This window comes from Kolteria novifilia (assembly GCA_007748055.1).
GTDB lineage: Bacteria > Planctomycetota > Planctomycetia > Kolteriales > Kolteriaceae > Kolteria > Kolteria novifilia.
In genome coordinates this window covers 2,586,729-2,612,737 of the sequence record CP036279.1, presented here as the reverse complement: position 1 = coordinate 2,612,737, position 26,009 = coordinate 2,586,729, and the positions used below count along the sequence as shown (strand labels likewise).

Here is a 26,009-nt window from a genome sequence, read left to right as displayed (position 1 = left end):
TCCCCGTATCCCGCCCCATTCGCCGCATCGAGCCACCCTTTGCGAGCTTGCCTCGTCGTGTGCCTTTGGAGCTTCCCGTGGAGAGGCCCGCGTCCACCAGCTTGTTGAAATGTGGTGGGCCCTCCCTAGATTTGTGAGGGTTGCGACACGAGGTGTCGCAAGCAACAGGGACATGCCCCATCGGCGTCGGCCGGCGAGCAAACCGGTCGGTTCCCACCCACCTAGCGGCCCGAACGACGCTCCTTCGTCATCGAGAGTTTCGCAATCTCTGGGATCGCATCGTGGAGGAGTCTGTTCCCTGAGCCGGCATGGATCCACGCATGGAGTTCGGTCCGTCGCCGCACCGCCTGTTGAATCTTCACCCAGGGAGTCGTCTCAAATGAAGTGGTGGCTGATTTTCGTCATCTGTACCATCCTGGCCTGGGGCTGCTACGTCCCCACCATCCACATGGGCCAAGGCGCTCTCGGAGGGTTGACCGAGTCGGGCAAGCCGAACTTCAAGGCGGGTGGGCTTCGCGCCTTCCTGTGTGTCGGGCTCGCCTACTTCCTGACGGCGGTCATCATCCCCGGCATCATCATCGGCGTGACCCCCGCGGAACAATCCTTCACGATGAAGGGAACGACGATCTCCACCCTCGCGGGGATCTTCGGCGCGATCGGGGCCCTGGGCATCATCCTCGCGATTCGCGCGGGCGGCCATCCGGTCTACATTGTTCCGCTCGTCTTCTCCGGTGCTCCCATCGTCGGCGTGGTCGTCGGCATGATCCTTCATCCGCCCCACAACGCTCCAAGTCCCATCTTCTACGCGGGGATCGTGCTTGCGGCGATCGGAGCGGGGTTAGTCCTCTTCGCCAAACCGGCGTAGTGGCGTGTCTTGGCCTCGTGTCCTGATAGGCAAGTTCGCTACCTTGAATCTCAGCCCTCGGATCGTGCGGAAGATTGCCCAATCATAGGCGTTTTCCGCATGCCCACGGCGAGAACGAGCCATGGTGGCCAAGATCATGGAGAAGAAACGGAGGCGAATCTGTCGATTCGTCCAGTTTTTGGATACCGAGGTTGGTGAAAAGGGCCGTTTGTAGTCGGCATCGAAAAGATCAACTGGCTGCCAACTTCAGCCTCTTGTTCCCCTCTCCCTGTGGGAGAGACAGCCTCTTGTCCCCCTCTCCCTGTGGGAGAGACAGCCTCTTGTTCCCCTCTCCCTGTGGGAGAGACAGCCTCTTATTCCCCTCTCCCTGTGGGAGAGGGGTTAGGGGTGAGGGGATTTTTGAATGAGGGGACTCTTCCCCGATGCACCGACTCGTGGACGGTCGAATTTCCAACCTTGGGTTGTCGGTGACGCAACTCGTTCTCCCTGGACGACAAGCAGCCAGTGGCACCCGAACATCATTTCTTGATCAACCGCTAAGACGCGAGCCGTCGGCTCTCGACGTCGGGCTTTCGGAAAGGATGAGATGTCGCCGAGTCGCCCGTGCTCCATCTCACTCGGGGAGGAGCTTGGCGCGGGACTCGTTGGTCGGCCTTCTCGGAATCGCGAAAAACCGATCCCAACGCGGTCGCCGCGAAGACCACCAAGACCACCGCCCAGATCGTCGAACGGATCGTTCGCAAACCGCCACCAAACGCCATCGCGCCCAGGACGCTGATCCCAAACGCCAACGCCAGGCAGAAGCTCAGCCCACGATAGCCAACGTCCTCGACGATGCCCGCGTAGTTCATCAATCCGGCGATCACCGCCAACCCCAAGGCGATCACTCCCCAGCTTCCGAGTAGATCGAGCTCCCGTTCATCGCGACGATCGAGCAGGATGCCGCCGACTTCCCGTTCGAGTCGATTGAGAATGTCCTGAACCTGGGCTTCCGAAAGGCCTTCGTGGCGAGGGCGTCGTCGGGGCCGTTGCCGGTAGGAATAGGTCTTGCGATGGTCGCCGCGGGTGGACGCCTCGGCTTCGGCGTCGGACTGGCTGTCTCGCGCGAGCAGATCCTCATAGGCCTGCTGGATCCGCACGAAGTCCTCTTGGGTGCCGCCGACGTCGGGATGATGCTTGCGCACGAGTTCGCGGTAGGCTCGCTTGATCGTCTCGAGATCGGCGTCGGCCGGAACGCCGAGGATGAGATGCGGCTGCATCAAGCCTGCTCCCACTGCATCACCGGTTCGAGATTGGCAAAGGGGGCGTCCCTCCCGTCGCGCCGGTCGAGACTCCCCTTCCTTTCACTCTGTGACGCGATCGCGCCGTTGTCAATCTTCGTCGATGAAGGGAAAGAGCCGCTGCAGGAGTTCCTCGGTCATCGGCGAGCCATACTCGGAGATTTCGAAGGCCTCGATCCACTGAATCGATTTAGCCTTCTTGCCGCCGTAGATCTGCTTGAGTTCCTTTGCGTAGCGTTTGGCCGGAAGCGCGAAGATGTCGGAGAACCACTTGCGGACGAACGCTCGCCGCTCACTCAGGTCACTCGGCACCTGATCGAGGATGCCCTGATTGAACGGCAGCCACTCGTGGACCTGCGAGACGTGACAGTTGAGCATGTCGACCACGATCTCGAAAACGTCGTCGATCGGAACGATGACCTCCGGGGTGAAGGGACACGGCTTGGAGAACTGATCGCTCAAGTAACCGAAGACGGGGTTCTTCCGAAGAAAAGGAACGTCGGGAGCGACCGGCGGGACGGTCACCATGTACGCCGCGTCTTGGATCAGTTGGGACGTGTAGCGATGGTCGGGGTGATAGTCGTTCGGACGATGCGTCAGCACCAAGTCGGGCTCGGTCTCGCGAATCAGCCGCACCACCTCGAGGCGTCGTTCGAGCGTCGGCAATAGTCCGCCGTCAGGGTTGTCGAGGACGCGATACTCGACGCCGGCAACCAGCCCCGCCGCCGTGGCTTCCTTGCGGCGACGTTCGGCCAACTCGGGGCCGCTCATCTCATGGTGCCCCGCGGAGCCATCGGTCATGCTGACGAAGGTGACGGCGATGCCGTGGCGTTTCCACAGCGCCGCGGTGCCTCCTGCCTTGATGTCGCAATCGTCGGGATGCGCCCCAACCACCAATACGCGTGGTTCACTCATGAACGATGCCTCTCCTAGCTGCAATGGGTGAGTTTCCCTGCGAACAGTTCCCGACCCCTCGGTGGTGCGGCCCACCTAGTGTCGAGCCATAGGGTGGCTTGTGGCACCCGCGTGACATTTGGACGTAAACGATTCCTAGCAGTCCGGTGATCTATTCGCTGCCAATTGGCCCGCTCAAATCAACGGACTGCTAGGACGACGACTCGCCCTTGGGCTCGAGCGGTCGCGCGGGGACGCCGGCGACGACTTCTCCCTCGGCGATGGTCTGGTTCTTGGTCACGACCGCCCCGGCGCCGACGACCGACTTCGCGCCAACCGCGACGGGAGCCACCAAGACGGCACCACTCCCGAGGAAGGCTCCGTCACCGACCGTCGTTTGGCTCTTCACCCCTTGATCGTAGTTCGCGGTGACGAGTCCCGCCCCGACATTGACTCCTTCTCCGAGGGTCGCGTCGCCGAGGTAGGCCAAATGTTTCGCGGTCGCTCCCTTGCCCATCGTGCTGCGAACGATTTCGACGAAGGCTCCCACTTGAGCCCCCTCCTCCAACACGGTCCCCGCGCGCACGTGGGCGAAGGGGCCGAGGTGGCATCGCTCGCCAATCGTGGCGGGGCCCCCGATGACGGTAAAAGGCTGGATCACCGTATCGCGGCCGATCTCGGCCCGGGCGTCGATGTAGGTATTGCCCGGATCGACGATGGTGACCCCCGCGTCGAGATGCCGCGACTGGATTCGCTGTTGCATCAGGACATGGGCGTCGGCCAAGTGACGCCGATGGTTGACGCCGTGAACATCGATCTCGTCGGCGAGGATCTCCGCATCAACCGCGTCGCCTCGCTTCCGGAGGATACCAGGAACATCGGTTAGGTAGTACTCTCCTTGGGCGTTGGCCGGTTTGACCTCGGCGAGGGCTTCGAACAACGAACGAGAATCGAAGACGTAGAAGCTGCCGTTGACCTCTTGGATCGCCGCCTCCTCGGGCGTGCAGTCTTTCTGTTCGACAATGCGGTCAAATCGTCCCTCCGCGTTGCGAACAATGCGCCCCATGCCGAAGGGATTGCTCATTGTCGCGGTCGCGAGAAAGGCTTTCATTCCTCCTTCGCGCGAACGCTGGAGCATCTGCTCGATCATCTCCGCCCTGATCAGGGGGCCGTCGCCGGCGAGGACGACGACTGGGCCGGCGTGATCGACGAACGCGTCGCGGCAGCAGTCGACGGCATGCCCGGTCCCCTTCTGTTCGGTCTGCTCGACGAACTCGACGCCGGGGGTATTCGCGAACCGCTCCCGCACCAAGTCGCCACGATAGCCGACGACTAGGACCTTGCGGCGAATGCCAGCGCCTTCCAACGCCGCGAGGACGTACGCCAAGAGAGGTTGGCCGCAAAGCTCGTGAAGGACCTTCGGCAGGTCGGACTTCATGCGGGTGCTCTTGCCCGCGGCCAAGACAATCGCCGCCGGTTCGCTCGTCGCGTGCTCGTCCATGAGTCCCCCTCCATTTGCGCTTCTGCTGGGATCTCGCCCACGTCGGCGATGCTCCCTCGGACTCGAGAGAAATCCCATCCCGTTCCGTGTCAATCAATGGACACGGGCCAAACACGGCAAGCCGCCGGACCGGCGCCGAATCGTTGGAGCCCCCGTCGACGGTGAAGGATTCGGGTTCCTCGATTGCGACTTCCCGCCACGATCCTTACGTTGTACAGGGGTTGGTGGACTCTTGGAGACTTTCCTGATGCAGAATCGTCCCTTTGGCAACGACGACGTCGATGTCACGGAAGTTGGATTGGGCACGTGGCAGTTCGGTGGCGAGTGGGGAACGATCGACGACGCGTCGGCCCTGCGAACCCTTTCGGTCGCCCACGAGCGAGGGATTCGCTTCTTCGATACCGCCGACATCTATGGACAGGGCCGCAGCGAAGAATTGATCGGGCGGTTCCTCAAGGAGTCCGATGCGAAAGTCTTCGTCGCGACCAAGCTGGGACGTTTCCCCGAACCGGGCGGCCACGCGAACTATTCGCTCGACGTCTTCCGCCAACACACCGAGGCCTCGCTCAAGCGTCTGGGCGTCGACGTTCTGAACCTGACGCAACTGCACTGCATTCCCGAAGACGAGCTACGGCGTTCGGACGTCTTCGATTGGCTGCGCCGCCTGCAGCGGGACGGGATGATCGAACGCTACGGCGCCAGTGTCGAGACGATGGATCAAGCGCTCTTTTGCCTCGAGCACGAGGGGATCGCGTCGCTGCAGATCATCTTCAATATCTTTCGCCAGAAGGCGATCGCGGAACTCTTCGACGAGGCCCAAGAGAAGGGAGTCGCGATCATCGTCCGACTTCCCCTCGCCAGCGGCCTGCTCGCGGGCAAGTTCACGAAGGAATCGACCTTCGACGAGTCGGATCATCGCCACTTCAATCGCGACGGCCAGTCGTTCAACGTCGGCGAGACCTTCGCGGGCCTTCCGTTCGAGAAGGGTGTCGAACTGGCCGACGAACTCAAGTCGATGGTGCCCGACGGAATGACGATGTCCCAAATGGCCCTGCGGTGGATCCTCGACTTTCCCGCGGTGACGACCGTCATTCCGGGTGCGTCGCGTCCGGAACAGGCCGAGGGGAACGCCGCCGCGAGCGACCTCCCGCCGCTCTCCCCGGAGCTGCATCAGCGGTTGAGCACCTTCTACACTCAACAAGTCGCTCCGCACATTCGCGGCGGCTATTGATCGGCGAGCGGGTCACGTCGCCGCGACCGGCTTGCGATAGAGAATCGTGTCGCGATGCCGTAGGGACTCCAAGGTCACCGGCACGCCATAGAGGCTCTCCGCCGCTCCGAGCAAGAGATAGCCGCCCGGATTCAGCATAAGGTCGATCTGTTCGATCACGCTCCGTTGCATCGGTGGATCGAAGTAGATCAACACGTTTCGGCAAAGCACGAGATCGAACCGGCCCAGGGTCACGAAGGGCTCGGCGAGATTGCAGCGGCGGAACTCGACGTGCCCCCGAAGCCGCGGGCAGATCTGGTAGCTCTCGTCGCACCGGCTCACGTAGGCCTCGATTCGCTCGGCCGAAAGACCGCGCTCGATCTCCGCCCGTCGATAGATCCCCCGACGCGCTCGCCGGATGGCCTCATTGGAAATGTCGGTGGCGAGGATCGAAAAGGCGTTGAGGCCCGCACCCTGATGGCGCGAGCCCGCGAACTCATCGATGAGCATCGCGAGGCTGTAGGGTTCCTGGCCACTCGCCGAGGCGACGCACCATACCGACACCGTCTTCTCCTCCGAGTCGACGCCACCTTGGCCCGTGGGCGCGCACGCGGTCAGGCGTGGCAGGACCAGTTCGCGCAGGGCCTCGAACGGGTGTTCGTCGCGAAAGAAGCAAGTCTCCCGCGTTGTGATCGCATCGATGACCTCATCGCGAAGCTGGAAGGAGTCGTAGCCAAGCATGCGGTTCCGAAACTCGCTCAGATCGGCGCAGCCATGCTTACGCGCGATCGGCCCGAGTCGTTGCTCGATGAGGTATTCCTTCCCGTCGGGAATCGACATCCCGCAGATGCGGCGAATGTAGTCCCTCAGGGCTTGGAAGTCGGAGGTCGAGAGCGCCAAGTCAGCTTGCTCCCGGATGGTGGGCCAACGCCGAGATGACCTCGGCGATCTCCGAGATCGGCACGACGCGATCGACCAAGCCGGCGGCGACCGCGCTTCCGGGCATCCCCCAGACAACGCTACTCTCCTCATCCTGGGCGAGAACGTACGCCCCGGCACGCCGGAGTGCCCTGAGTCCCTCGGTTCCGTCGTGTCCCATGCCGGTCAGGACACACGCCACCGCGTTCTGCCCCAAAACCGGCGCCGCCGACCGAAAGAGAATGTCGGCTGACGGCCGGCAGCCCGACTCGGAGGGAAGATCGTTGATCCCGGTGCGGATCATGCCCTGGCGTTTCCGCAGGAGCAGGTTGCGTCCCCCCGGCGCGATGTAGATCGTTCCCGCTTCGACCGGCTCATCGTCACTGGCGACGACGACGCGAGCGGGACACTTGGCGTCGAGACTCTTCGCGAGAAAAGGGGTAAACTCCGCGGGAAGATGCTGCGCGACGAAAATGGGAGCACGAGTCACCCGGCTCAGCTCGGGAAGCAGGAACGTGAGCGCTTGCGGACCTCCCGTCGAGACCGCGATGAATATTCCCTCGATCTCGCGGTCAAAGCGATGAGCGATCGGCGGCGCGGCAATCGGGGCAGGGACCTGCGCGCTGACGGTGCCGACATCCCGTTGGGAAGCGTAGGCCCGGAGCTTCTCCGAGACGCTGCGCCGGATGCGGTCGATGTCGGTGACGCCGTGGGGGCCGCTCGGCTTACAGACGAAGTCGAACGCTCCCGCCTCGAGCGCCTTGATGGTAACCTCGGCTCCCTGACGCGAATAGGCGCTGACCAGCAGCACCCCGACGGGAGGATCATCCGGTCGCGACCCGTTGAGTCGCTGAATCGCCCGAAGTGTTTCGAGACCATCCATCTGCGGCATCTGGAGATCGAGGGTGACCAGATCGACGGGGTTGGCTCGGAGGTATTCGAGCGCTTTGACTCCGTTCCAGACCGATCCGACCACTTCCACTCCGGGCAGCGGAGCGACGATCTCGCGAAACGCCTCGCGAAAGATCCGCGAGTCATCAACGATCAACAAGCGCAACGGCGACGTCACACACGCCTCCATCGTCATCCGTGCTCTCTCCTTCCCTGAGCCGAAAGTCATCCCTCGAGCTTGAAGCGTTCGACAAGCCGTTGAAGCTCCGCGGCGATGCGGGACAACTCCGCCGAGGAGGCACTGACTTTGCGGGAGCTCTCGACGTTCTCCCGGCTCGACTCGCTCACGCTGTGTATGTTTCGCGAGATCTCGACCGCCGTTCTTGCGGCCTCGCCGGTGTTTCTGGACATGTCGGAAGCCCCCTTGGCCGCCTCGCCCGCGTTCTTGGAGGTGTCGTTGGCTCCCTTGGCCACTTCGGCGATCGAGACTGCGATGTTCTCCACGCCGCTATCCGCGTCGCGGACGTTCTGGGAGATGACATTGGCCGAGCGAGTTTGGCGCTCGACCGACTCGGCCACCCGGTTGGTCGACTGATTGATTGCTCCGATGATCTCGGCCACTTGCTTGATCACCGCGACCGCCTCGCGGGTGCTCGACTGAGCCCCTTCTATTTTACTCGCGATGTCCTCGGCGGCTTGGGCACTTTGGTTAGCGAGCTCCTTGATCTCGCCGGCGACGACCGCGAATCCCTTGCCCGCTTCCCCGGCGGCGGTCGCTTCGATGGTGGCATTGAGGGCCAAGAGATTGGTCTGGAGCGCGATCGTCTTGATCACCTCGGTCACTTTGTTGATCTCACTGGCGGCCGAATCGAGCGAGTTCATTGAGGCGGTCGCGTCCTGGGCGAGCGATGAGGCCTCGTTGGCAACCCGAGACCCCTCCTTGACGTCGTTCTCGATTTCCTGGAACGCCTTGGTCATCTCCTCGATCGACCGCGCCACGGTGCCGACGTTGGTCGACGTCTGTTCCGCGGTTGAGGAAATCGTCGCGATGTTGACGCTCATCTGTTCGGTGGCGGAGGAGATGCTGACAACGTTCATGCTCATCTGCTCGGCCGAAGCGGCCATCGTGTTGATGTTGGCCGACATCTCCTCGGTCGCCCCAGCGACGGCCACCGACTGATCGGAAACGTCCTGTCCACGACTGAGCAAGTTGGTCGAGACGGTCGACAGTTCGTTGGCCGACCGATTGACCTCGCCCGAGACGCTCCGAATGTCGGCGACGATCCGCGTGAGCGAGCAGACGACCGAATCCATCGCGTGGGCCAGCTCGCCGATCTCGTCCTCCTGATCGAGGTTGAGTCGTCGACTCAGGTCGCCTTCGGCGATCGTCTGGATCATCGAAACGCACGCCGCCACCGGCCCGGTGATCGCCTGTTTGATCGCGAGCGAGAGAAAGAGCCCAATCGCGATCCCGACCACCGAGAACCCGACAATCGCGTAGGTCGCTTGGCGGTAGGTCGAGTCGCTGTACTCCTTTTCCTTGCCCAACTCCGCGCGCAGACTCCGCGTCAGATCCTGGATCTTCTCACCGGCTTGCTTCTGCAAGACTTCCTGGGGGCCCATCGACATCTGGGCGGAGAGTTCATTGCTGTTGGCCCGCGAATGGGTGATGATGCGACTGTTGGTTTCCTCGAAGGAGGTCAGGGCCTCGCGAGCCTTCGCGGACTCGTCCTTCGCTTCGGGAAAGGTCTCCGACACGATTCGCAGCTCTTCCTCGATCCGGTCCTGGAGGAGCTTCATCCGCCCCTCCAATTCGTCCATCGACCGCGACGTCAGCGCGTCGATATGAAACGCTTGGAGACCGTGCCAGCGAAGGATGTTGACCTGGGCCTCGGCCAACTCCTCGAACCGGTCGGGAGTCTTGGCGCCCGAGGTCGTCTGAGTCGCCTCGATCGGCCGCGGCTGCGTGCTCTCGACATGGCGACGAACCCCACTCAGCGCCTCCTGAAACCCCTTGAGCGTCTCGTAAGACTCGTTTTGATGCAGATCGGTCGCTTTGAGGTTCGAGTTCTGGATCGCGAGTTCGAGCATCTCCCGATCCTGTTCCTTGAGCTCGTCCCACGACGCCTTGAACTCCGCCAAGTACTTGCGCTGCTGATCCTCGCCATCGGCCTCCAAGAGTAGCTCGAGATCGGCGAGCGTCTTGTCGATGGTCTCTCGTTCCGCCTCGGCGCGCTTTTTGTAGCGTCGCGACTGTTCGTCATCTTCGGAGAGAATCGCGTTCTTTCCCGCCCGGATCTGTTCGAGCAGCCGGGTGCGAATCTCCGTCGAGAGTCGCAACTTCTCGAGCGTGTCACCGACGACGCGAACGAGCTGCTTGTTGACGGAATCGAGTCCGTAGATGCCCACCCCGGCGATCATCATCGACGTCAACACCAATACGCCGATGAGCAGCCCCATCTTGATCGACAGTCGCCAGTGCTTCACGAATCGTTTCCCCCTAGTCCTCTAGTCGGTAGCCCAATCGGATCATCGTCGGACGATTCTCCGCCACTCGCTCAACGCTCCGGCGACGCCGAAAGGGTCGTCGTCGCGGCGCCCTGCATGGTCATGATCTTCTCGATGGCCGGCAAGAGCTGACGCGAGTTGACCACCATCAACAATTCCTCGTCGAGCCGGCAAACGCCACAAACGAAGTCGGCTCCCAACTGACGCCGCTCGGCCCCCTCGGGGAGCCCCTCGTCCCGGCTGCGACGTTCCTCGACCAGGTCCTCGTCGACATCGACGATGTCGCCGATCGCGTCGACCATCACGCCGAAGGAATCGCCCGCCGACGGCTTGAACACCATCAACCTCGTGTCGGGACCGATCTCGAGTCGTTCCATGCCGAGCATCAACCGCATGTCCAGGACGAGGTGGATGCTGCCGCGCAGATTGACATATCCCATCACTTCATCCGGCGCGTGGTGAATGGGCGTCAGTTCTCTTTCCGTATTGATCTCTTTGACGTCGAGCACATCGACACCGAAAAGCCGCCGCCCCAACCGGAACGTGCAATACGGCTTTCGCCCCGTCTCCTTTGGCGTGTTCACGGCGCCGTCTCCTTTCCGGCGACGCACGTGCCGAGCAGGTCGGTCACCGTCGCCATGAACTGCTCGCGGTCGAGCTTCACCTCGTAGCGGTCGAAGCCGCACTCCTGGGCCCGTTCTCGATCGTCGTCGCTGCAGAGAGTCGTCAACGCCATAAGCGGAACGCGGAGCCCGCGGCGCCGCACCTCGCGGGCGAACTCGAAGCCGTTCATCTGCGGCATCTCGATATCGCTGACGATGAGGTCGAACGACCCCTCGTCGAGTTTCGCCAGCGCGTCGGCCCCATGGATCGCGGTGACAACTTGATGACCACCATCCTCGAGAAATCCGGCGACCAGTCGTCGAAAGAACTGCGTGTCCTCCACGAGTAGGATCTTCATCCCGGGAACGCGCGTCTCCTCGAAGTGTTCGGCCGCCCAAAGCGGATCGGCTTTCTCGCTGAGCCGATGCGGATCGACGAAGAGGGTCATGTGATCGCCGACGATCGCCGATCCGAAGATGCCGTCCTCGCGGTAGCTCTCGACACTGAGATCGACCGCCAACGTCTGGGCGTCGATGATCGAGGACGCGAGAATCCCGACCGGACGGCGCCGGTCCTTCGGCATGATCAGGTACATGCGCGACTGTTCGGGATAGGCCGAGACGTTCAGGAGCCGGTCCAGTCGCAGGACCAAGGTACCGACGCCGTCGATGGTGACGAACTCCTTGTCCCCCACGCGTTCGATCCTCGCGGGATCGACGATCGCGATACGGCGCACCGCGGGCAAGTGGATCGCGAAACGCTCCTGTTCCCCGGCTTTGAAGAGAAGCACGGTCTGACGCTCGACCGGTTCCCCGTCGGCCTCGGTGGTGTCGAGACCCGAGTCGGTCTCGAACGAAATGCCGACATGACGCGCGATGCCGTCGACGTCCAAGATGAGCGCCACGCGGCCATCGCCGAGAATCGTCGCTCCCGAGTAGCACGTCAGCGAGCGCATCGTACTTTGCATCGGCTTGACGACGACCTCCGCGGTGTCAACGACTCGATCGACGAGCAACCCGTAGCGATGCCGCCCCACCTTGAGCACGACGATCGCGGAGGTCTGCGAGAACTCCTCGGCGGTGACCGCGTCGAAACGCGACTCGTCGGAACCGTGGTACTTGCGAATGAGCGCCGCGCGGTCCTCGGGTCGAAAGGGCTTTCGGCGGCACAGAACCTCGTGAAACCGGACCAGCGGAAGCAGACGATCGCGCAAACGGTAGATCTCTTGATCGTAGGCGCACTCGATGCGGCCCGAGCGTGACGAGGACTTCGGCCGGACGACTTCTTCCACGCTCTTTTGCGGAATCGCGAAGCGCTCGTTGCCGACGACGACGATCAAGCACGGAATGATCGCGAGTGTCAGCGGCAATCGAAGGGTGATCGACGTCCCCTTGCCGGGCTCGGAGTGGACCGTGACGCTCCCTCCAAGTCGCTCAATGTTGGTCCTCACGACGTCGGTGCCGACCCCGCGGCCGGAAAGATTGGTCACCGAGCTGGCGGTCGAGAATCCGGGAAGGAAGATCAACGAAAGCACCTCGTGCTGGTTCATCGCCTCGAGTTCGGCCTCGGTGCGAAGGCCGAGGTCCATCGCCTTTCGCTTGATGCGCTCGGGCTCGATGCCACGACCGTCGTCCTCAATGGCGATGCTGATCTGCCCCCCCTCGTGGGTCGCGCCCAAGTGGATCTGGCCCGCTTCCGTCTTCCCGGCACTCAAGCGTTGCTCGACGGTGCCGATGCCGTGATCGCAGCTATTGCGAATCATGTGGGTCAGTGGATCGGCGAGGGACTCGAGAATCGACTTGTCGAGTTCGACCTCGCCACCGCTGATCGACAGGTCGATCCGCTTACCCAGTTCGCGGGCGAGGTCGCGCACCACTCGAGGAAACCGGTTGAAGAGATTGGCAACCGGCTGCATGCGGGTCTGCATCACGGTCTCTTGAATTTCGGTCGTCACACCGCTGAGGCGTTTGACCATTCCACGAAGGTTGAGCCGTTCCTTTTTGACGATCGAAAGCATCTGGTTGCGAACCAGGACCAATTCCCCCGCGAGATTCATCAACTGATCGAGCAAGTCGACCGAGATGCGAACGTGCGAGACTCGATCGGAGGAACCCTTCGCGTCCCCGCGCGTTCCCGGGGCCGGCGCGGCGGGTGTCGACGACTTCGGAAACCTGACTTGGCGAAGACTCGTGTTCGGGACCAGCGTCTTGTTGACCAACTCCAGTCGGCAATGAAGCGACGAGAGCAGCAGACGCGCCTTGGGCGACTCGCGCGGCAACCCCAGCGAAAGGTCGAAGTCCTCCACGTCGAGTGCCGTGGCCTCGAGACGGCCGAGATTTCGGAGATCGCTCAATAGCCGTACCGTTCCCCGTCCGGTTTGCTTCGCGAACTCACCGAGATTGACCTCGAGGTAAAAGAGGTGCTCTCCGTGCCGCGTCATTTCGTCCAAACGGGAACTGGACAGCGTCATGTCCGAGGGAAGAGCCCCGAACTCGATGTAAACTTCGCTCGCCACTCCGGGCCGCTGCAACCGCACAAGCAATGCCGAGATGTCGGCGTCGTCGCTGTTGTCGATATCGTCGACAAGCGCCCCGAGACGGTCGATCGCGGACAAGAGCGTCTCGATCTCGTCGCTCTGGAGCGGGGCGCCTTCGTGATAGCTGACTTCGAAGGACGACTCGATGGCGTGGGCGAGTCGAGCGATCGTCTCCAATCCACAGAGCCCGGCTCCCCCCTTGATCGAATGGACGGCCCGGACCAAACGGTCGTGCCGCTCGCGCATCGACGCCCCGCTGTCCTTCTCCAGGGCCAAGAGTTCCGACTCGGCACCGCGGAGGTGCTCGCGAGCCTCGCTCACGAAGTCGGAACGACGCGACGCCTTGTCCATTACGCTCGACCTCCCTGGCTCGGAAGCCGAAACTGCCGATCGAGGCCAAAGGAGCGAAAGAGGTCGGCCACCGCGTCCCGCGCCCCCACGACCTGCAGCTCAATGTCGCGCTGTTGCCCCGCCTTACGGGCGAACTGAACCAAGACCGACAGCGCGGTTGGATGAATCTCCCGGACGTTGGCCAAATCGAGTCGGTAGTGGGTGTTTCCCTCGCCGAGATACTCGAGCAACGCGTGGCGCAAGTCGGCGGCCGCCGCCTCGTCGAGATCCCCCCCCGGCGACAACGAGCAGGAACGGTCCTCCGCGGGAGCCGGCTCGCTCGGCGTGCTGACCTCGGGCATCGGCTCCGGCTCGGCAGGCTCACCGCCCCCCTCACGAAGTGCCTGGATCGCCGCGGCGGCGTTCTCGGCGTCGAGGGAGATCTCCTCGGAGGTCTCCTCACCGACTTCCTCGCCGATCCGCGTGAGCATGTCCAATCCGCCGAGCAGGGCGTCGACGGCGTTGCCGTTGAGCACGAAGTCACCCCGACCGACCGCGACAAACATGTCCTCCATGACGTGGGCGACGCGGACGGCCTCCTCGATCCCGACAATCCGCGCCGCTCCCTTGATCGAGTGGGCCGCGCGCATCATCGACTCGATCTGGTCGCCGCGACTCGGTTCCTTTTCGAGCCGGAGCAAGCCTTCGCTGAGTACTTCCGTATGCGTCTCAAGCTCCGCCCGAAAGAGTTCGAGCATCGGCTGATCGTCGTTGCCAAGTCGCGGGCTCAAGGAGCGGCTCCCTCGTCCAGTGCGGCATCTCGGGGTTTCGTGCGAGCAAGATGTCAGACACAGTGTATGCTCGGCGTCACCTGGGAGAAAGGCGTGCTCGCGACACGAGACGCTTCGAGCCGATCGACCCCACCTATCCGCTCCTCTTTCCTGTATAACGTGAACCGAGCGAGTCCCACCGTCCGGGCTGGCGAACCATTGGGAACGATCCATGGCTCAAGCGACGAGTCCCACCGATCCGACGCTGACGCGCGTGCGTAGCCACACCACCACCGTCTTGATGATCGACGACCAGCCAATGGTCGGCGAGGCGGTCCGGCGAATGCTGCAAGACCAGGAAGATATCGACTTCCACTTTTGCACCGACGCGGGTGAAGCGATCCCGCTCGCCAAGGAGCTCGAACCGACGGTGATCCTCCAGGATCTCGTCATGCCCGATGCCGACGGCTTGATGCTCTTACGGTTCTACCGCGCCAATGGCGCGACGAAAGAAGTCCCGGTCATCGTCCTCTCCTCCAAGGAGGAGCCTGTCGTCAAGGCCGAAGCCTTCGCGCTCGGCGCCAGCGACTACCTGGTCAAGCTTCCCGACAAGATCGAACTCGTCGCCCGAATTCGGCACCACTCCACCGGCTACATCCACTTGCTCCAGCGAAACGAAGCGTTCGCGGCTCTCCAAGAGGCGAATGTCCGCATCGAACAGGAACGAGCCAAGTCGGAAAGGCTCCTGCTCAACGTCCTGCCCCAGCCGATCGCCGAACGGTTGAAGCAGGGCCAGGGAACGATCGCGGAAAGTTTTCCCGAAGCGACCGTCCTCTTCGGCGACATCTGTGGATTCACGGAAATGTCCGCCCAGATCTCTCCGGTCGCGCTGGTCGATCGGCTCAACCAGCTCTTCTCCGCCTTCGATCATCAGGTCGAGTATTTCGATCTCGAGAAGATCAAGACGATCGGCGACGCGTACATGGCCTGCTCGGGCCTACCGACGCCGCGCGAGGATCATGCCGAAGCAGCCGCCCACTTCGCATTGTCGATGCTCGAAGAGGTCAAGCGCATCAACGAGCTCGTCGGAAGCAAACTCAACATCCGCATCGGCATGAACTCGGGGCCGGTGGTCGCGGGGGTGATCGGTCGCAAGAAGTTCATCTACGACCTATGGGGGGACACGGTGAACACTGCCAGCCGAATGGAGTCGCACGGCATCCCCGGCTCGGTCCAGGTCTCCGAATCGACGTACGAACTCATCAAGGACCGCTTTTCGTTTGAGGATCGCGGTGAGATCAAGGTGAAAGGCAAAGGAGAGATGAAGGTCTACCTGCTCGAAGGCCCGCTTGCCGCGAGCGACTGAATTCGCAGTGTTATCGACCTCGAACGGCCAAGTCTTAGAGTTCCCCTCTCCCCGTGGGAGAAAGCCTTTAATTCCCCTCTCCCCGTGGGAGAAAGCCTTTAATTCCCCTCTCCCCGTGGGAGAAAGCCTTTAATTCCCCTCTCCCCGTGGGAGAAAGCCTTTAATTCCCCTCTCCCCGTGGGAGAGGGGTTAGGGGTGAGGGGGCATTCCTTCGTCGAGCCGCCCCAATTCTCCGGCCGTCCATCCCCTCATCCGTCTTGGTCAGGCTGTCCGGGAGAGGTGAGGAACGCTTGGCACCGCAAGACAATTCCTCGCGCGTGTGGCGAGTCGCCGGGCGATGAACGAGTTTACTCCTCTTCTCCCGTGCTCTCACCCTCGGCGGGAGGCGTCTCGGTTTGTTCGGTGCTCGGAGCATCGGTCTCCGAGCCTTCGGTCCCCGATCCGTTGGCGCTCGGGTCGGTGGCGTTCGGGTCGTCACCCTCCTCGTCGCCGTTGACCTGAACATCCTCGCTGGCGATCTTCGCGACCGAGACAACGCGGTCCTCCGAACCGATCCGCATCAGGGTGACGCCTTGCGTGTTGCGGCCGATCGTCGAGATATCCTTGGCGGAGATGCGAACGACCATGCCGCCCGCGGAGATGAACATGACGTCGTCGTCGTCGCTGACGGAAGCGACCGCGACCACCGGACCGTTGCGTTCGGTGGTCTTAATATCGATGAGCCCCTTGCCGCCGCGCCGCTGGGTCCGGTACTCCTCGTAGGGCGTCCGCTTGCCGAAGCCGTGCTCGCAGACGGTAAGCAGCGCGTCGCCCTCATGGATCACGACGCCGCCGACGACAACATCCTCGCCTTGCAGGTCGATGCCGCGCACGCCGTGCGCGGTCCGTCCCATGCTGCGAACATCGGTTTGGGCGAAGCGAATCGACATGCCCCGCGCTGTACTCAGGATCACGTCATTGCCATCGCCGACGAGCAGCACACGGACCAACTGATCGTTCTCGTCGAGATTGACGGCGATGATGCCCTCTTTGCGAGGACGACTGAAGGCCTCCAGCGGGGTCTTTTTGACGATCCCGCGCCGCGTGACCATCAAGAGGAACCGTTCGTCGAACTCGCTAATCGGCAGATAGCTTGTGATCTTCTCATCGGGGCGCAGGTTGAGCAAGTTGACGATCGCCCGACCTTGGCTGGTGCGTGACAAGGAGGGGATGTCGTAGACCTTGAGCCAGTGACAGCGACCCAAATCGGTGAAGAAGAGCAAGTAGTTGTGGGTCGACGCGGTGAAGACGTCGGCGAGAAAGTCCCCTTCCTTGGTCTGCCCGCCGGTGATCCCGCGACCGCCACGTCCCTGGGTGCGGTAGGTATCCAGGTGCAGACGCTTGATATAGCCGGCGTGGCTGACGGTCACGACATTGGTCTCATCGGGGATGAGATCCTCGAGATCGATGTCGCCGTCGAATTCGGTGATCTCCGTCCGTCGGGGATCGCCGTACTTCCGCTTCAGCTCGAGCATGTCCTCGCGAACGACGGCGAGAATGTTCTTCTCGTCGCCCAAGAGACGCTCGTACTCGGTGATTTCGTCGCGGAGACTCTCGTACTCCTTGAGGAGCTTGTCTTGCTCCAGCGCGGTCAGTCGCTGGAGCTGCATCTGCAAGATCTGATCGGCCTGGACTCGCGTGAGGTTGTAGGAAGCCTGGACGCCCATGATCGCTTGGAACGCGGTGAAACCCTCGTCGCCCAGCGCCCGACTGAGCAGTTCCGCCGAGACCTCGAGATCGAGCAGCGCCTGGCGGGCGTCGGGCACGTCGGATGAGCGGCGAATCCGTTCGATCACCTCGTCGATGCTGGAAAGGGCGATCAAGAGCCCTTCGACGACGTGGGCCCGATGGCGAGCCTTTCGCAAGAGGTACTGCGTACGGCGCCGGATAACGGTGACGCGGTGCTGGATAAACTCGGTGAGCATCTGCTTGAGACTGAGCGTCTGCGGCCGGCTATTGACCAGCGAGAGCATGATGACGCTGAACGTGTCCTGCAGCGGCGTGAACTGGAAGAGTTGGTTCTCGACGATGTTGGGATCGGCATCGCGCTTGAGCTCGATGACGATGCGGATCCCCTTGCGATTGGAGTGATCCTGGACGTTGGAAATCCCCGGGATCCGGTCGTCCTTGACCGCTTGGGCGATCTTTTGGATCAAGCGAATTTTCTGCTGCATGTAGGGAAGCTCGGTGACGATGATGTTCGTCCGGCCCCCCTTGACCTCCTCGAAATGGGTCTTGGCCCGCAGCGTGATCGTCGAGCGACCCGTGCGATAGCCCTCAATGATCCCACGGCGACCGCGAATGATTCCCCCGGTGGGGAAGTCCGGCCCTGGGACGCACTGCAACAGTTCCGCGAAGGTCGTTTCGGGGTTGTCGATCAACAGGACGCACGCGTCGCTGATTTCCGAGAGGTTATGCGGCGGGATACTCGTCGCCATCCCGACCGCGATGCCCTGCGAACCGTTACAAATCAGGTTCGGGAACCGTGAGGGGAGAACGACCGCTTCTTCGCGCGACTCGTCGTAGTTCGGGATGGTGTCGACGGTGTCTTTCTCGATGTCGGCGAGCATCTCTTCGGCAATGGGAGAGAGTTTCGCCTCCGTGTACCGCATCGCGGCGGGAGGAAGACCGTCGATCGACCCGAAGTTGCCCTGCCCGCTGATCAGCGGATAGCGCGTGTTGAAGGGCTGGACCATCCGCACGAGCGTCGGATAGACGACACTTTCGCCGTGCGGGTGGTACTTGCCGCTAGCGTCGCCACAAATGCGGGCGCACTTGGATTCCTTGGACCTTGATCCAAGATTGAGGTCGGACATCGACAGGAGGATGCGTCGTTGGGAGGGCTTCAACCCGTCGCGCGACTCCGGCAGCGCCCGGCTGATGATGACGCTCATCGCGTAGGAAAGATAGCTCTCCCGCAGATCTTCATCGATCTGCAGTTCCTGCAGTCCCTCGTCAGCGGTTCCGTCGACGGCGGCGTCGCTCTCAGGGGTGTTGCTAGGAGACTCTTGTTCGGATTCGCCGTTGCCTGGATCGTCGGTCGACATTCGGTCCTTCCGCTCAACAATCGGTGTCGGTCAAACCGCTATTACTACGAGTTTTTGAGGATTGTTTCATCTTCTGCGAAGAGACAAACTCAAAGCCGATTCCCGACATAAACACACCCAAATCATCAACTTACGCGACAGAATCGCGACGAATTCGGACAGATGCGCGCAACTTTGGGCACATCTTGGGCGTCTTTGCCAGTCGGGAGGCTCTAAGAAGTCTCGTTCGGGACAAGAAAAGAGAGATGATGGGTGCTATGGATAAGATGAATCTGGCTCCATTGCTCCTTATCCAGCTTGCCAAAGAAGGGGTGATCGTTGAGCGCTCCGTCAAACTTCTCGAAGGTCTCGATCGATTTCTTGAAGCGACTGACCATCTTTCCCTCGTCGACATCGTCCTTGGGAGCCAACGAGGAGTGAGGGAGCTTGACGCCTTCGGGCATCCGCCGCGACTTGAGAATTTTCCGTAACGCGAAGGGAGCAATGAACGTACGAACAATCCACGGCGCCTTGATCGGGACATCGGCCATCGACCCGACGAAGACGACACGCAAGTGCTGGCACGTTTGCCCGAGATTCCAATGGCCGACTTGCTGATAGCCGTGCTCCTGGAGACGATCGATTTCCGCTACGATCTCGCCGAATGATTGGAAATCCAACTCGCGCCGTTGCATGAATCACTCCCCGTGCCCTATCGGTCGCTGAAACTTGGCCGAAAAGTCCGCTGACACGTCTCCCTGGCAAGTAATCGCCCAGGAAACCTCGCGTCGCGAGCCTGTCGCAGCACTGGGCGTTCTACGCGCCCAGCACCGCGGTTGGCAACGGATCGTGTCGAGAGGGTGTTGGGAAGAAGCCCCGAGGCATGCGGCCGCCCGACGCGAAGACCAGGCGGCCAAAGGGCTTACGCGGATGCGCCCTTGGCTTGCACTTCGTGAAGCCGACGGTAGATGGGACTCAAGCGAAGTACCTCTTGATGCGTCCCGACCGCTTCGACTCGACCATGGTGAACAACCGCGATGCGATCGGCGATGTCGAGTGTGCTCAGACGGTGGGTCACGATGAAGGTCGTTCGGTTCCGCGTGAAGTTGCTCAGAGCCTTGTGGATGAGCGATTCGCTCTCGACGTCAAGCGAGCTGGTCGCCTCATCGAGAATGAGGATCGAAGGATCGCGAAGGATCGCCCGTGCCAGCGCGATCCGCTGGCGTTGTCCCCCACTGAGGGTGCCGCCCATCTCGCCGATCCGAGTATGGTAGCCCTCGGGCAACTCCTCGATGAATCGGTGAGCATACGCCGCTTCCGCGGCGGCGCGAACTTCCTCCTGGGTCACCTCACGGCGTCCGTAGGCGATGTTGTTGAAAATCGTGTCGTCAAAGAGGATCGTGTGCTGGGTGACGATGCCCATCTGCTCGCGAACGCTCCGAAGCGAGACGTCGCGGATGTCCTTGCCATCAATGAGGATCTGCCCATCCTGCGGGTCGTAAAACCGTGGCAACAGGTTGATGAGACTCGTCTTCCCGCAGCCGGTCATGCCGACGATGGCGATCGTTTCGCCGTAGTTGACCTTGAGGTTGATCCCGTCGAGAACCCGCTTGTCCGCATTGTAGCCGAACGAGACGTCGCGAATCTCGACGCTGCGATGGTGAATCGGCAGCGCGGGGCTACCCGGCTTGGATTCGACGCGATTCGGCCGATCCATGCATTGGAAGATGCGTTCGGACGCCGCGATCCCACGCTGGACGCGGGCATAGACGCTGAAGACCTTCCGTAGCGGCTCACACATCCCCGCAATCAACGCGTAGAAAGTCAGCAAGAGGCTCTGATCGAGCGGATCGTTCGTGAGCCGGACGCCGAAGACGTGCGTCTTCCCGGTCATCACCAGGTACGATCCGGCCAACAGGGCGCTGAAGATGCCGACCACGGACAGGAACTCGAGCAACGGACGAGAAAGAGCCTCGGTACGAATCAACTTCATCGACTGACCGTAGTAACGTTTCGCCTCGACGTAGAAGCGGCGGCGTTCGTAGCGTTCCATCGTGAACGCCTTGACGACGCGAATGCCGAGAAAGGACTCCTGGAGGATCTTGTAGATCCGCGCCATGCTCTCGAGGTTGCGGCGCGACACCCGCTTGAGATAGCGCCCGATCACTCCCATCAAGACCGCGGCAACCGGAAAGAGGACGAGCACCAGCAACGTCAAGCGCCAGTTGAACATGCATGCGAAGAAGAGGCAGCTAAAGGCCTTGAGCGGCTCGAGCATCACCTTGCCCAGAAGGGCGCGCAGCCCGCTGGCGAGCGACTCGATGTCGCTGGTGAATCGAGCGAGCAACTCGTGCGTGCCGCGATCGGTAAAGTGCCCAAGATCGAGCCCGATCGACTTGCGGAAGAAGCGTTTCCTCAAGTCGAAGACCGTCAGGTGAACGACCGAACCGGCGAAGTAGATCTGAAGAAACTCAAACAGACTCTTGATGACCAGCCCCACTAACACGCAGAGCATGAGGAGACAGAGAGTCAGAAAGCTGTCGCTGGGCGTGTAGGCGGCGACGTAGGGACGAGCCCACGCGTACCACTTGAGCCAGTACTCTCGCCACCCAAGCTGGCGTTCGCGCCGCCCGAGTCGAGCCGCGAGCGTTCCCGCCTTCGCATCAGCCGATTTGGTCGCCTCATCAATCTCTCCGCCGAGTTGTTCGATCTCGGACTGGAGCTTGCCAATCTGCTTCTCTTCAGCCTGAATAGTCTGATCGACCCAAATCGTCAGGGTCTTGTTGTCAAGCAGGATCGTTAGCAGAGGATAGATAAAGCTGATGTTGGCGCCCCAGAAGAGGGCCACCACCAAACCGGACATGAGCGAGCCCGCCATTCGCCAACGATAGGGCCAGGCGAATCCTAGTGCCCGCCGGAAATTGCGCATGGAGCGTCCATCCCGCCCGAAAGGTTCAATCCTGGAGATGCCGAGAGCGATGTTCGGAAGAAGATCGCCCGCGACTGGGGCAATCCCTACCCCGTCTCCCAAGCCGGATGAGGAATAACGCCTGGGCTGAAACTCGACAAGGCGATTTGCCAAGACGTTGACACTCTGCTTTCCCCAGCCCGTTCATTGACACATTTGTCGCCAAGGATTAGCAGGCTGTTGAAGTGAGCGAGCCGAGGCGAGAACGAAGAATCTCGGCCAAGATCAAGGAGAAGAAACGTAGGCGAATCCGTTGATTCGTCGAGTTCTCTTCGACGCGGAGGTTGGCCGAGAGGCCCGTTCACAGCCGGCATCGAAAAGTTCAACGGTCGGTGATCCCTCCCGCGACTGCTCGAACACCAGGAAAAGGACACCCCATGCGGCTCACGCGGAGTCATTTCTCGAACCCGGCATCGATCCAAGTTGCCTGGCTGCTTTGGGGGACCCTTCTTGCCACGGTCCTCGTCCTTACCGTCCTTCAACCAGAAAAGAAGACCGTCACCCCCGCCTACCGAGCGTGGACCTCGGCGTTCTGGTCGCAATCGACCTACGCCACCGACGACCAGAGCCAGTCCTTTTACCGGTACCCGCCAACGTTCAGCGTCGCGTTCGGCCCGATTCTTCTCCTACCCCATCTTCTCGGGGAGACCCTGTGGCGCGTACTCGGCCTCGTCCTCTTGTCGACGAGCCTCTGGCGTCTCTCGAAGATCGGCCACCACCGCGACTCGTCCGCCTTTTTGATCGTGACGCTGCTCACGCTGCCGGCGAGTCTCGCCAGCGCCAAAAATGGACAGGTCAACCTGCTCCTGGTCGGCCTGGTCGGACACGCGTTCGCGGATCTCTCGCTGAGACGCTGGAATCGCTCGGCTCTCTTCGTCACCGCCGCCTTCATGCTTAAGCCCTTGGCCCTCGTCCCAGCCCTGCTCATTGGCACGCTCTACCCGAGAACGGCCAAGCCTCTGCTGCTCGGACTCGCGGGATGCTTGCTCGTTCCGTTCGCGTGCGTCAGCTCGGCATTCGTCTGGGACCAGTACGCCCTCAACGCGGTCCAGCTTTGGCGTTTCAGTGGATCCATTGAGCATCGCTTCTGTGATCTTGGGGGAATGGCGCGCTGTTTCGGAGTCGCCGATCCGTCCCCCTTGCTCGGCCCGCTCCGCTTGATCGCGGCGCCGTTGACACTCTTGGGATGCGCCCTCGGGATCCGGCGCCACGGTCACCGCTGCGGCCCCATCGTCATTTTCGCGGGGTCGATGTGCTACTTGATGCTCTTTAACCCGATGACCGAGACGAACTCCTACGTCATGCTGGGGCCCGCGATCGGCCTCTTCGGAGCCTGGGCTTTTCTCCGAGACAACCATCCCCGAGAAGCTTGGTTCCTCACGGCGCTCGCGATCGGGATCGGATGCGACAACCTCGGCAACCCGATTCACCCCTGGACCAATCTCTGGTTCAAAGCCTTCGTCTGCCTCCTATTTGTCGGCTATCTTGTGGTGAAGATCGCCCGCCCCAGCCCCGAGCGTGCCATGCTTAAATTGTGGCGTGCCCGAGCGTTGACTCCTCCCGCGGCCACGTCAACTTAGTCTCGCAGCCTCTTCGCCTCATGAGGGTTACGCACCGACTCCTCTCCCCAAGGTCTTCGCGGCGCTGTATCATGGTAAATCAAGCGGTGAGTGGGGGGCCCGCTCACTCCGACATCAGACTCTTGTTCATCCCGCCGTCCTCGCGCCAGGCTCATGGGACTCCCGAAAGGGGGAACCGGATCCCCGACTTGCGGCGACGACGCGTCAACGGACGGCGCGTCAACGGTCTCGTTGATAACGTCCTACCGACGTGAGCATGGAGAGTTCTCCCACGGACGACAAGACATCGGTGTCGCGCATCTACATGAGGAGTCACTATGTCTCGCAACTCGCGGCGATCCGCGTTCACCTTGGTGGAACTCTTGGTCGTCATCGCCATCATCGGCATCTTGGTCGCCCTCTTGCTGCCCGCCGTTCAACAGGCCCGCGAAGCAGCCCGGCGTTCCCAGTGCAGCAACCATCTCAAGCAGATCGGTGTCGCGCTGCACAACTACCACGACAGTCACGGGGGCTTTCCGCCCGCCGCGATCACCTCCAATCAACATGGCCCCACGGCCTGGGTGATGCTCCTCCCCTACCTCGATCAAGCCAGCTTCTACGACCAGATCGCCGACAAAAGGTTCACGCAGTGCTACTGGCTCGGAAGTAGCGGTTCGTGCGCGGCCGACCTCGCCCCAGTCTTCGATGGTCGGACCGTTTCCACGTTCAACTGTCCCTCGAGCGCCATGCCGAAACTCGTCAGCATGTTGCAAGCTGACGCCCAACAGGGTAGCTACGTCCTCCTGGCGGGCAGCACCAACCATCCGACCGTCGACATCACCGGCCTCTCCGGTAGCGCGTACCATTCGTCTGGCGGCGCCTTCGCAAACAATCGGCTAACAAAGCTGAGTTCCTTTACCGACGGCTCTTCCAAGACAATCGCCATTGGCGAACAGTCCGATTGGCTGCGGGACAACAGTGGCGGCAGGTACGACGGACGGGCCGATGGCGCCAACGGTATCTGGATGGGACACAAGAACACCAATGTCCCCAACGGCCACATGACCTACATCACCGGCACCGGGTCGACCGCCGACGGGCGTTGCTTCAACTTGACGACCGTTCGCCAACCCATCGGAACGCGCGTGCAGACGAGTTACAACGAACGGCAGCGGTGCAACACCACCCTTCTCTCGACGCATCCCGGGGGGACTCACGTGCTCATGGCCGATGGAAGCGTCTCCTTCTTGGGAGAGAGCCTCGACCTGATGACGCTCTACAATCTCACCGACCGCGACGACGGTGGGATCATCTCCGGGCTTTGAGGTCCACCAAGAGCAAGCTGGTCGCGCGTTCGACTCATTGAATCGCGCGATCAGCCAACTTGTCTTCTCCGTACGCCCAAGTTTGCTTGCGTGGGCATGAACTTCCGGCGGACACGTGCCGACGATGACGATCGTCTCATTTCTTCACCAGACGTGGTCGCGCGTTTGGCCGCGGACGCCGCGACGCCGGCCCGCGACGCTCAGTGTCCCTCTGACCGAAACTTGGAGGGTGATTTTCCCGCTCGCTGACGAAAGATCGTCGTCATGTACTGAACGTTGTTGAACCCCGCTTGCCGAGCAACGATCTTCAGCGGCAAGTCGGTCGACGTCAGCAGCGAGCACGCCCGCGCGAACTGGCAGCGTCCGATCTCCTCGGCGATAGTGTGACCAAGCAATCGTTTGAACCGCTTGTCGAGCGTCGACCGGGAAAGCCCAACGTGCCCGACGACGTCGGCCGGTCCAATCCGTTCGCCGGCAAAGTCCCGAATGTAACGCACCGCGTTGACGAGATCCTGATCCTCGAGCGCGAGCGTGTCGGTCGAACGTCGCGTCATGATCCCCAAGGGATTGACCACGACCCGAGAACCTCGTCGACGGCGACCGCTCATGAAGGCATCGAGCAATTCGGCCGCCGCGTAGCCGATCTTTTCCGCCCCCTGAATGACACTTGTCAGCGGTGGGTCGGCCAGTTCGCACATCAACTCGTCGTTGTCGACACCAATGACCGCGACATCCTCCGGTACCCGCGCGCCGCAGCGACGGCAGGCCTCGAGCACGTGGCGGGCCCGCGCATCGTTGCAGGCCATCAACCCGACCGGCTTGACCAAGCCGTCGATCCATTTGGTCAGTTCTTTCTGCAGTCGCTCCCAGTCGCGCATCGTTGCCCGCCGGCCGAGAAAACTCTCACACTCACTCGCCTCACCGAGGGCGGCGACGCGATGCTCGAAGGCTTCTCGACGCCGCTCGGACCAGACGTTGACCGATGTCGACGGCAACCCGCAGTAGGCGAAACGGCGAAAACCACGATCGCGCAGGTGATCGACCGCCATTTCGGCGATGCGCACATCGTCGGTCGCGACGTAGGGAATCTCGCTAGAATCGTCGTAACCACCCGCCCCTCCTCCGAGCCCCACAATCGGCACCGAAAACCGGCCGACGGCCCGGGCGACCTCGAGATCGTCCAAATCGGCGATGATGCCGTCGCCGCGCCACTGCCGCGTCTGCGGAATGCGCGCCAGCGGATCGTCCTCGATGTAGAGGCTCCAACGACCGATGGCGTGGACGTAGCGCGCGATCCCCGCGATGATTTGACGATCGTAGGCCTTGTTCGTGTTCATCACGATCGCGACATGGCGAAGCCCCTTGCGTTTGAGCGCCATCGGTCACCCTTGAGCTTGAGCCCACCTCCCCAAAGAGAGGA

Annotated in this window: 18 protein-coding genes; 5 read left to right on the top strand and 13 right to left on the bottom strand. The window is 61.9% G+C overall.

Annotated features, from left to right (window positions below; translation table 11 throughout):
* The first annotated feature begins 379 nt into the window (after positions 1-379).
* A complete protein-coding gene (locus tag Pan216_RS09650) occupies positions 380-865 on the top strand; it encodes a hypothetical protein (RefSeq protein WP_145257791.1) in 486 nt (161 codons plus the stop codon).
* 536 nt (positions 866-1,401) lie between these two features.
* On the opposite strand, the gene Pan216_RS09645 is transcribed toward Pan216_RS09650, so the two are convergent.
* The 3 genes from Pan216_RS09645 to Pan216_RS09635 form a co-directional block, all read right to left on the bottom strand.
* Positions 1,402-2,124, bottom strand: coding sequence for a J domain-containing protein (locus Pan216_RS09645; RefSeq protein ID WP_145257790.1), 723 nt, complete (start codon positions 2,122-2,124; stop codon positions 1,402-1,404).
* A 111-nt stretch (positions 2,125-2,235) separates the two neighbouring features.
* Entirely contained in the window at positions 2,236-3,060 is an 825-nt protein-coding gene (locus tag Pan216_RS09640; RefSeq protein ID WP_145257789.1) for a PIG-L deacetylase family protein, read from the bottom strand.
* A gap of 190 nt (positions 3,061-3,250) precedes the next feature.
* On the bottom strand, positions 3,251-4,540 hold the full coding sequence (locus Pan216_RS09635) for a bifunctional UDP-N-acetylglucosamine diphosphorylase/glucosamine-1-phosphate N-acetyltransferase GlmU (RefSeq protein ID WP_145257788.1): 1,290 nt from the start codon (positions 4,538-4,540) through the stop codon (positions 3,251-3,253).
* Between the two features lie 247 nt (positions 4,541-4,787).
* Here Pan216_RS09635 and Pan216_RS09630 point away from each other — a divergent pair, with 247 nt between their 5' ends.
* Positions 4,788-5,771 (top strand): aldo/keto reductase, encoded by a 984-nt coding sequence (locus tag Pan216_RS09630; protein WP_145257787.1) that lies wholly within the window; start codon positions 4,788-4,790, stop codon positions 5,769-5,771.
* 12 nt (positions 5,772-5,783) lie between these two features.
* Here Pan216_RS09630 and Pan216_RS09625 read toward each other — a convergent pair whose 3' ends face one another.
* The 6 genes from Pan216_RS09625 to Pan216_RS09600 all read right to left on the bottom strand — a co-directional run bounded on the left by Pan216_RS09625 (position 5,784) and on the right by Pan216_RS09600 (position 14,327).
* The gene (locus tag Pan216_RS09625) at positions 5,784-6,650 is read right to left on the bottom strand and encodes a CheR family methyltransferase (RefSeq protein ID WP_419193461.1); all 867 of its coding nucleotides are present in this window, start codon (positions 6,648-6,650) and stop codon (positions 5,784-5,786) included.
* 1 nt (position 6,651) lies between these two features.
* Positions 6,652-7,737 (bottom strand): chemotaxis-specific protein-glutamate methyltransferase CheB, encoded by a 1,086-nt coding sequence (gene cheB, locus Pan216_RS09620; RefSeq protein WP_419193460.1) that lies wholly within the window; start codon positions 7,735-7,737, stop codon positions 6,652-6,654.
* 47 nt (positions 7,738-7,784) lie between these two features.
* A complete protein-coding gene (locus tag Pan216_RS09615) occupies positions 7,785-10,046 on the bottom strand; it encodes a HAMP domain-containing methyl-accepting chemotaxis protein (protein ID WP_145257784.1) in 2,262 nt (753 codons plus the stop codon).
* A gap of 71 nt (positions 10,047-10,117) precedes the next feature.
* Positions 10,118-10,651 (bottom strand): chemotaxis protein CheW, encoded by a 534-nt coding sequence (locus tag Pan216_RS09610; protein WP_419193459.1) that lies wholly within the window; start codon positions 10,649-10,651, stop codon positions 10,118-10,120.
* Positions 10,648-13,557 (bottom strand): hybrid sensor histidine kinase/response regulator, encoded by a 2,910-nt coding sequence (locus tag Pan216_RS09605; protein ID WP_145257783.1) that lies wholly within the window; start codon positions 13,555-13,557, stop codon positions 10,648-10,650. The genes Pan216_RS09610 and Pan216_RS09605 overlap by 4 nt, the downstream gene beginning before the upstream one ends.
* Positions 13,557-14,327, bottom strand: a complete 771-nt coding sequence (locus tag Pan216_RS09600) for an STAS domain-containing protein (RefSeq protein ID WP_419193458.1) — start codon at positions 14,325-14,327, stop codon at positions 13,557-13,559. The genes Pan216_RS09605 and Pan216_RS09600 overlap by 1 nt, the downstream gene beginning before the upstream one ends.
* 211 nt (positions 14,328-14,538) lie before the next feature.
* Here Pan216_RS09600 and Pan216_RS09595 point away from each other — a divergent pair, with 211 nt between their 5' ends.
* The gene (locus Pan216_RS09595) at positions 14,539-15,672 is read left to right on the top strand and encodes an adenylate/guanylate cyclase domain-containing protein (RefSeq protein ID WP_145257781.1); all 1,134 of its coding nucleotides are present in this window, start codon (positions 14,539-14,541) and stop codon (positions 15,670-15,672) included.
* 347 nt (positions 15,673-16,019) lie between these two features.
* On the opposite strand, the gene gyrA is transcribed toward Pan216_RS09595, so the two are convergent.
* The 3 genes from gyrA to Pan216_RS09580 form a co-directional block, all read right to left on the bottom strand.
* Positions 16,020-18,758: a DNA gyrase subunit A gene (gyrA, locus tag Pan216_RS09590; RefSeq protein WP_419193457.1), complete on the bottom strand. Its 2,739-nt coding sequence runs from the start codon at positions 18,756-18,758 to the stop codon at positions 16,020-16,022.
* Positions 18,759-18,970: 212 nt separating this feature from the next.
* Positions 18,971-19,432, bottom strand: coding sequence for a DUF1569 domain-containing protein (locus Pan216_RS09585; RefSeq protein ID WP_145257780.1), 462 nt, complete (start codon positions 19,430-19,432; stop codon positions 18,971-18,973).
* Positions 19,433-19,659: 227 nt separating this feature from the next.
* Positions 19,660-21,666, bottom strand: coding sequence for an ABC transporter ATP-binding protein (locus tag Pan216_RS09580; RefSeq protein ID WP_145257779.1), 2,007 nt, complete (start codon positions 21,664-21,666; stop codon positions 19,660-19,662).
* A 416-nt stretch (positions 21,667-22,082) separates the two neighbouring features.
* Between Pan216_RS09580 and Pan216_RS09575 the strand changes: the two genes are divergently transcribed.
* Both Pan216_RS09575 and Pan216_RS09570 read left to right on the top strand, forming a co-directional pair.
* Positions 22,083-23,285, top strand: coding sequence for a glycosyltransferase family 87 protein (locus Pan216_RS09575; protein ID WP_145257778.1), 1,203 nt, complete (start codon positions 22,083-22,085; stop codon positions 23,283-23,285).
* A 317-nt stretch (positions 23,286-23,602) separates the two neighbouring features.
* The gene (locus Pan216_RS09570) at positions 23,603-24,589 is read left to right on the top strand and encodes a DUF1559 domain-containing protein (RefSeq protein WP_145257777.1); all 987 of its coding nucleotides are present in this window, start codon (positions 23,603-23,605) and stop codon (positions 24,587-24,589) included.
* 200 nt (positions 24,590-24,789) lie between these two features.
* On the opposite strand, the gene Pan216_RS09565 is transcribed toward Pan216_RS09570, so the two are convergent.
* Positions 24,790-25,968 carry a XylR family transcriptional regulator gene (locus Pan216_RS09565; RefSeq protein ID WP_145257776.1) on the bottom strand — a complete coding sequence of 393 codons (1,179 nt, stop codon included), beginning with the start codon at positions 25,966-25,968 and terminating at the stop codon, positions 24,790-24,792.
* Positions 25,969-26,009: the final 41 nt, after the last annotated feature.

Coding starts and splice junctions, on each gene's coding strand:
- Pan216_RS09650 (WP_145257791.1), top strand. CDS start 380: ATGAAGTGGTGGCTGATTTTCGTCATCTGTACCATCCTGGCCTGGGGC.
- Pan216_RS09645 (WP_145257790.1), bottom strand. CDS start 2,124: ATGCAGCCGCATCTCATCCTCGGCGTTCCGGCCGACGCCGATCTCGAG.
- Pan216_RS09640 (WP_145257789.1), bottom strand. CDS start 3,060: ATGAGTGAACCACGCGTATTGGTGGTTGGGGCGCATCCCGACGATTGC.
- Pan216_RS09635 (WP_145257788.1), bottom strand. CDS start 4,540: ATGGACGAGCACGCGACGAGCGAACCGGCGGCGATTGTCTTGGCCGCG.
- Pan216_RS09630 (WP_145257787.1), top strand. CDS start 4,788: ATGCAGAATCGTCCCTTTGGCAACGACGACGTCGATGTCACGGAAGTT.
- Pan216_RS09605 (WP_145257783.1), bottom strand. CDS start 13,557: ATGGACAAGGCGTCGCGTCGTTCCGACTTCGTGAGCGAGGCTCGCGAG.
- Pan216_RS09595 (WP_145257781.1), top strand. CDS start 14,539: ATGGCTCAAGCGACGAGTCCCACCGATCCGACGCTGACGCGCGTGCGT.
- gyrA (WP_419193457.1), bottom strand. CDS start 18,758: ATGTCGACCGACGATCCAGGCAACGGCGAATCCGAACAAGAGTCTCCT.
- Pan216_RS09585 (WP_145257780.1), bottom strand. CDS start 19,432: ATGCAACGGCGCGAGTTGGATTTCCAATCATTCGGCGAGATCGTAGCG.
- Pan216_RS09580 (WP_145257779.1), bottom strand. CDS start 21,666: ATGCGCAATTTCCGGCGGGCACTAGGATTCGCCTGGCCCTATCGTTGG.
- Pan216_RS09575 (WP_145257778.1), top strand. CDS start 22,083: ATGCGGCTCACGCGGAGTCATTTCTCGAACCCGGCATCGATCCAAGTT.
- Pan216_RS09570 (WP_145257777.1), top strand. CDS start 23,603: ATGTCTCGCAACTCGCGGCGATCCGCGTTCACCTTGGTGGAACTCTTG.
- Pan216_RS09565 (WP_145257776.1), bottom strand. CDS start 25,968: ATGGCGCTCAAACGCAAGGGGCTTCGCCATGTCGCGATCGTGATGAAC.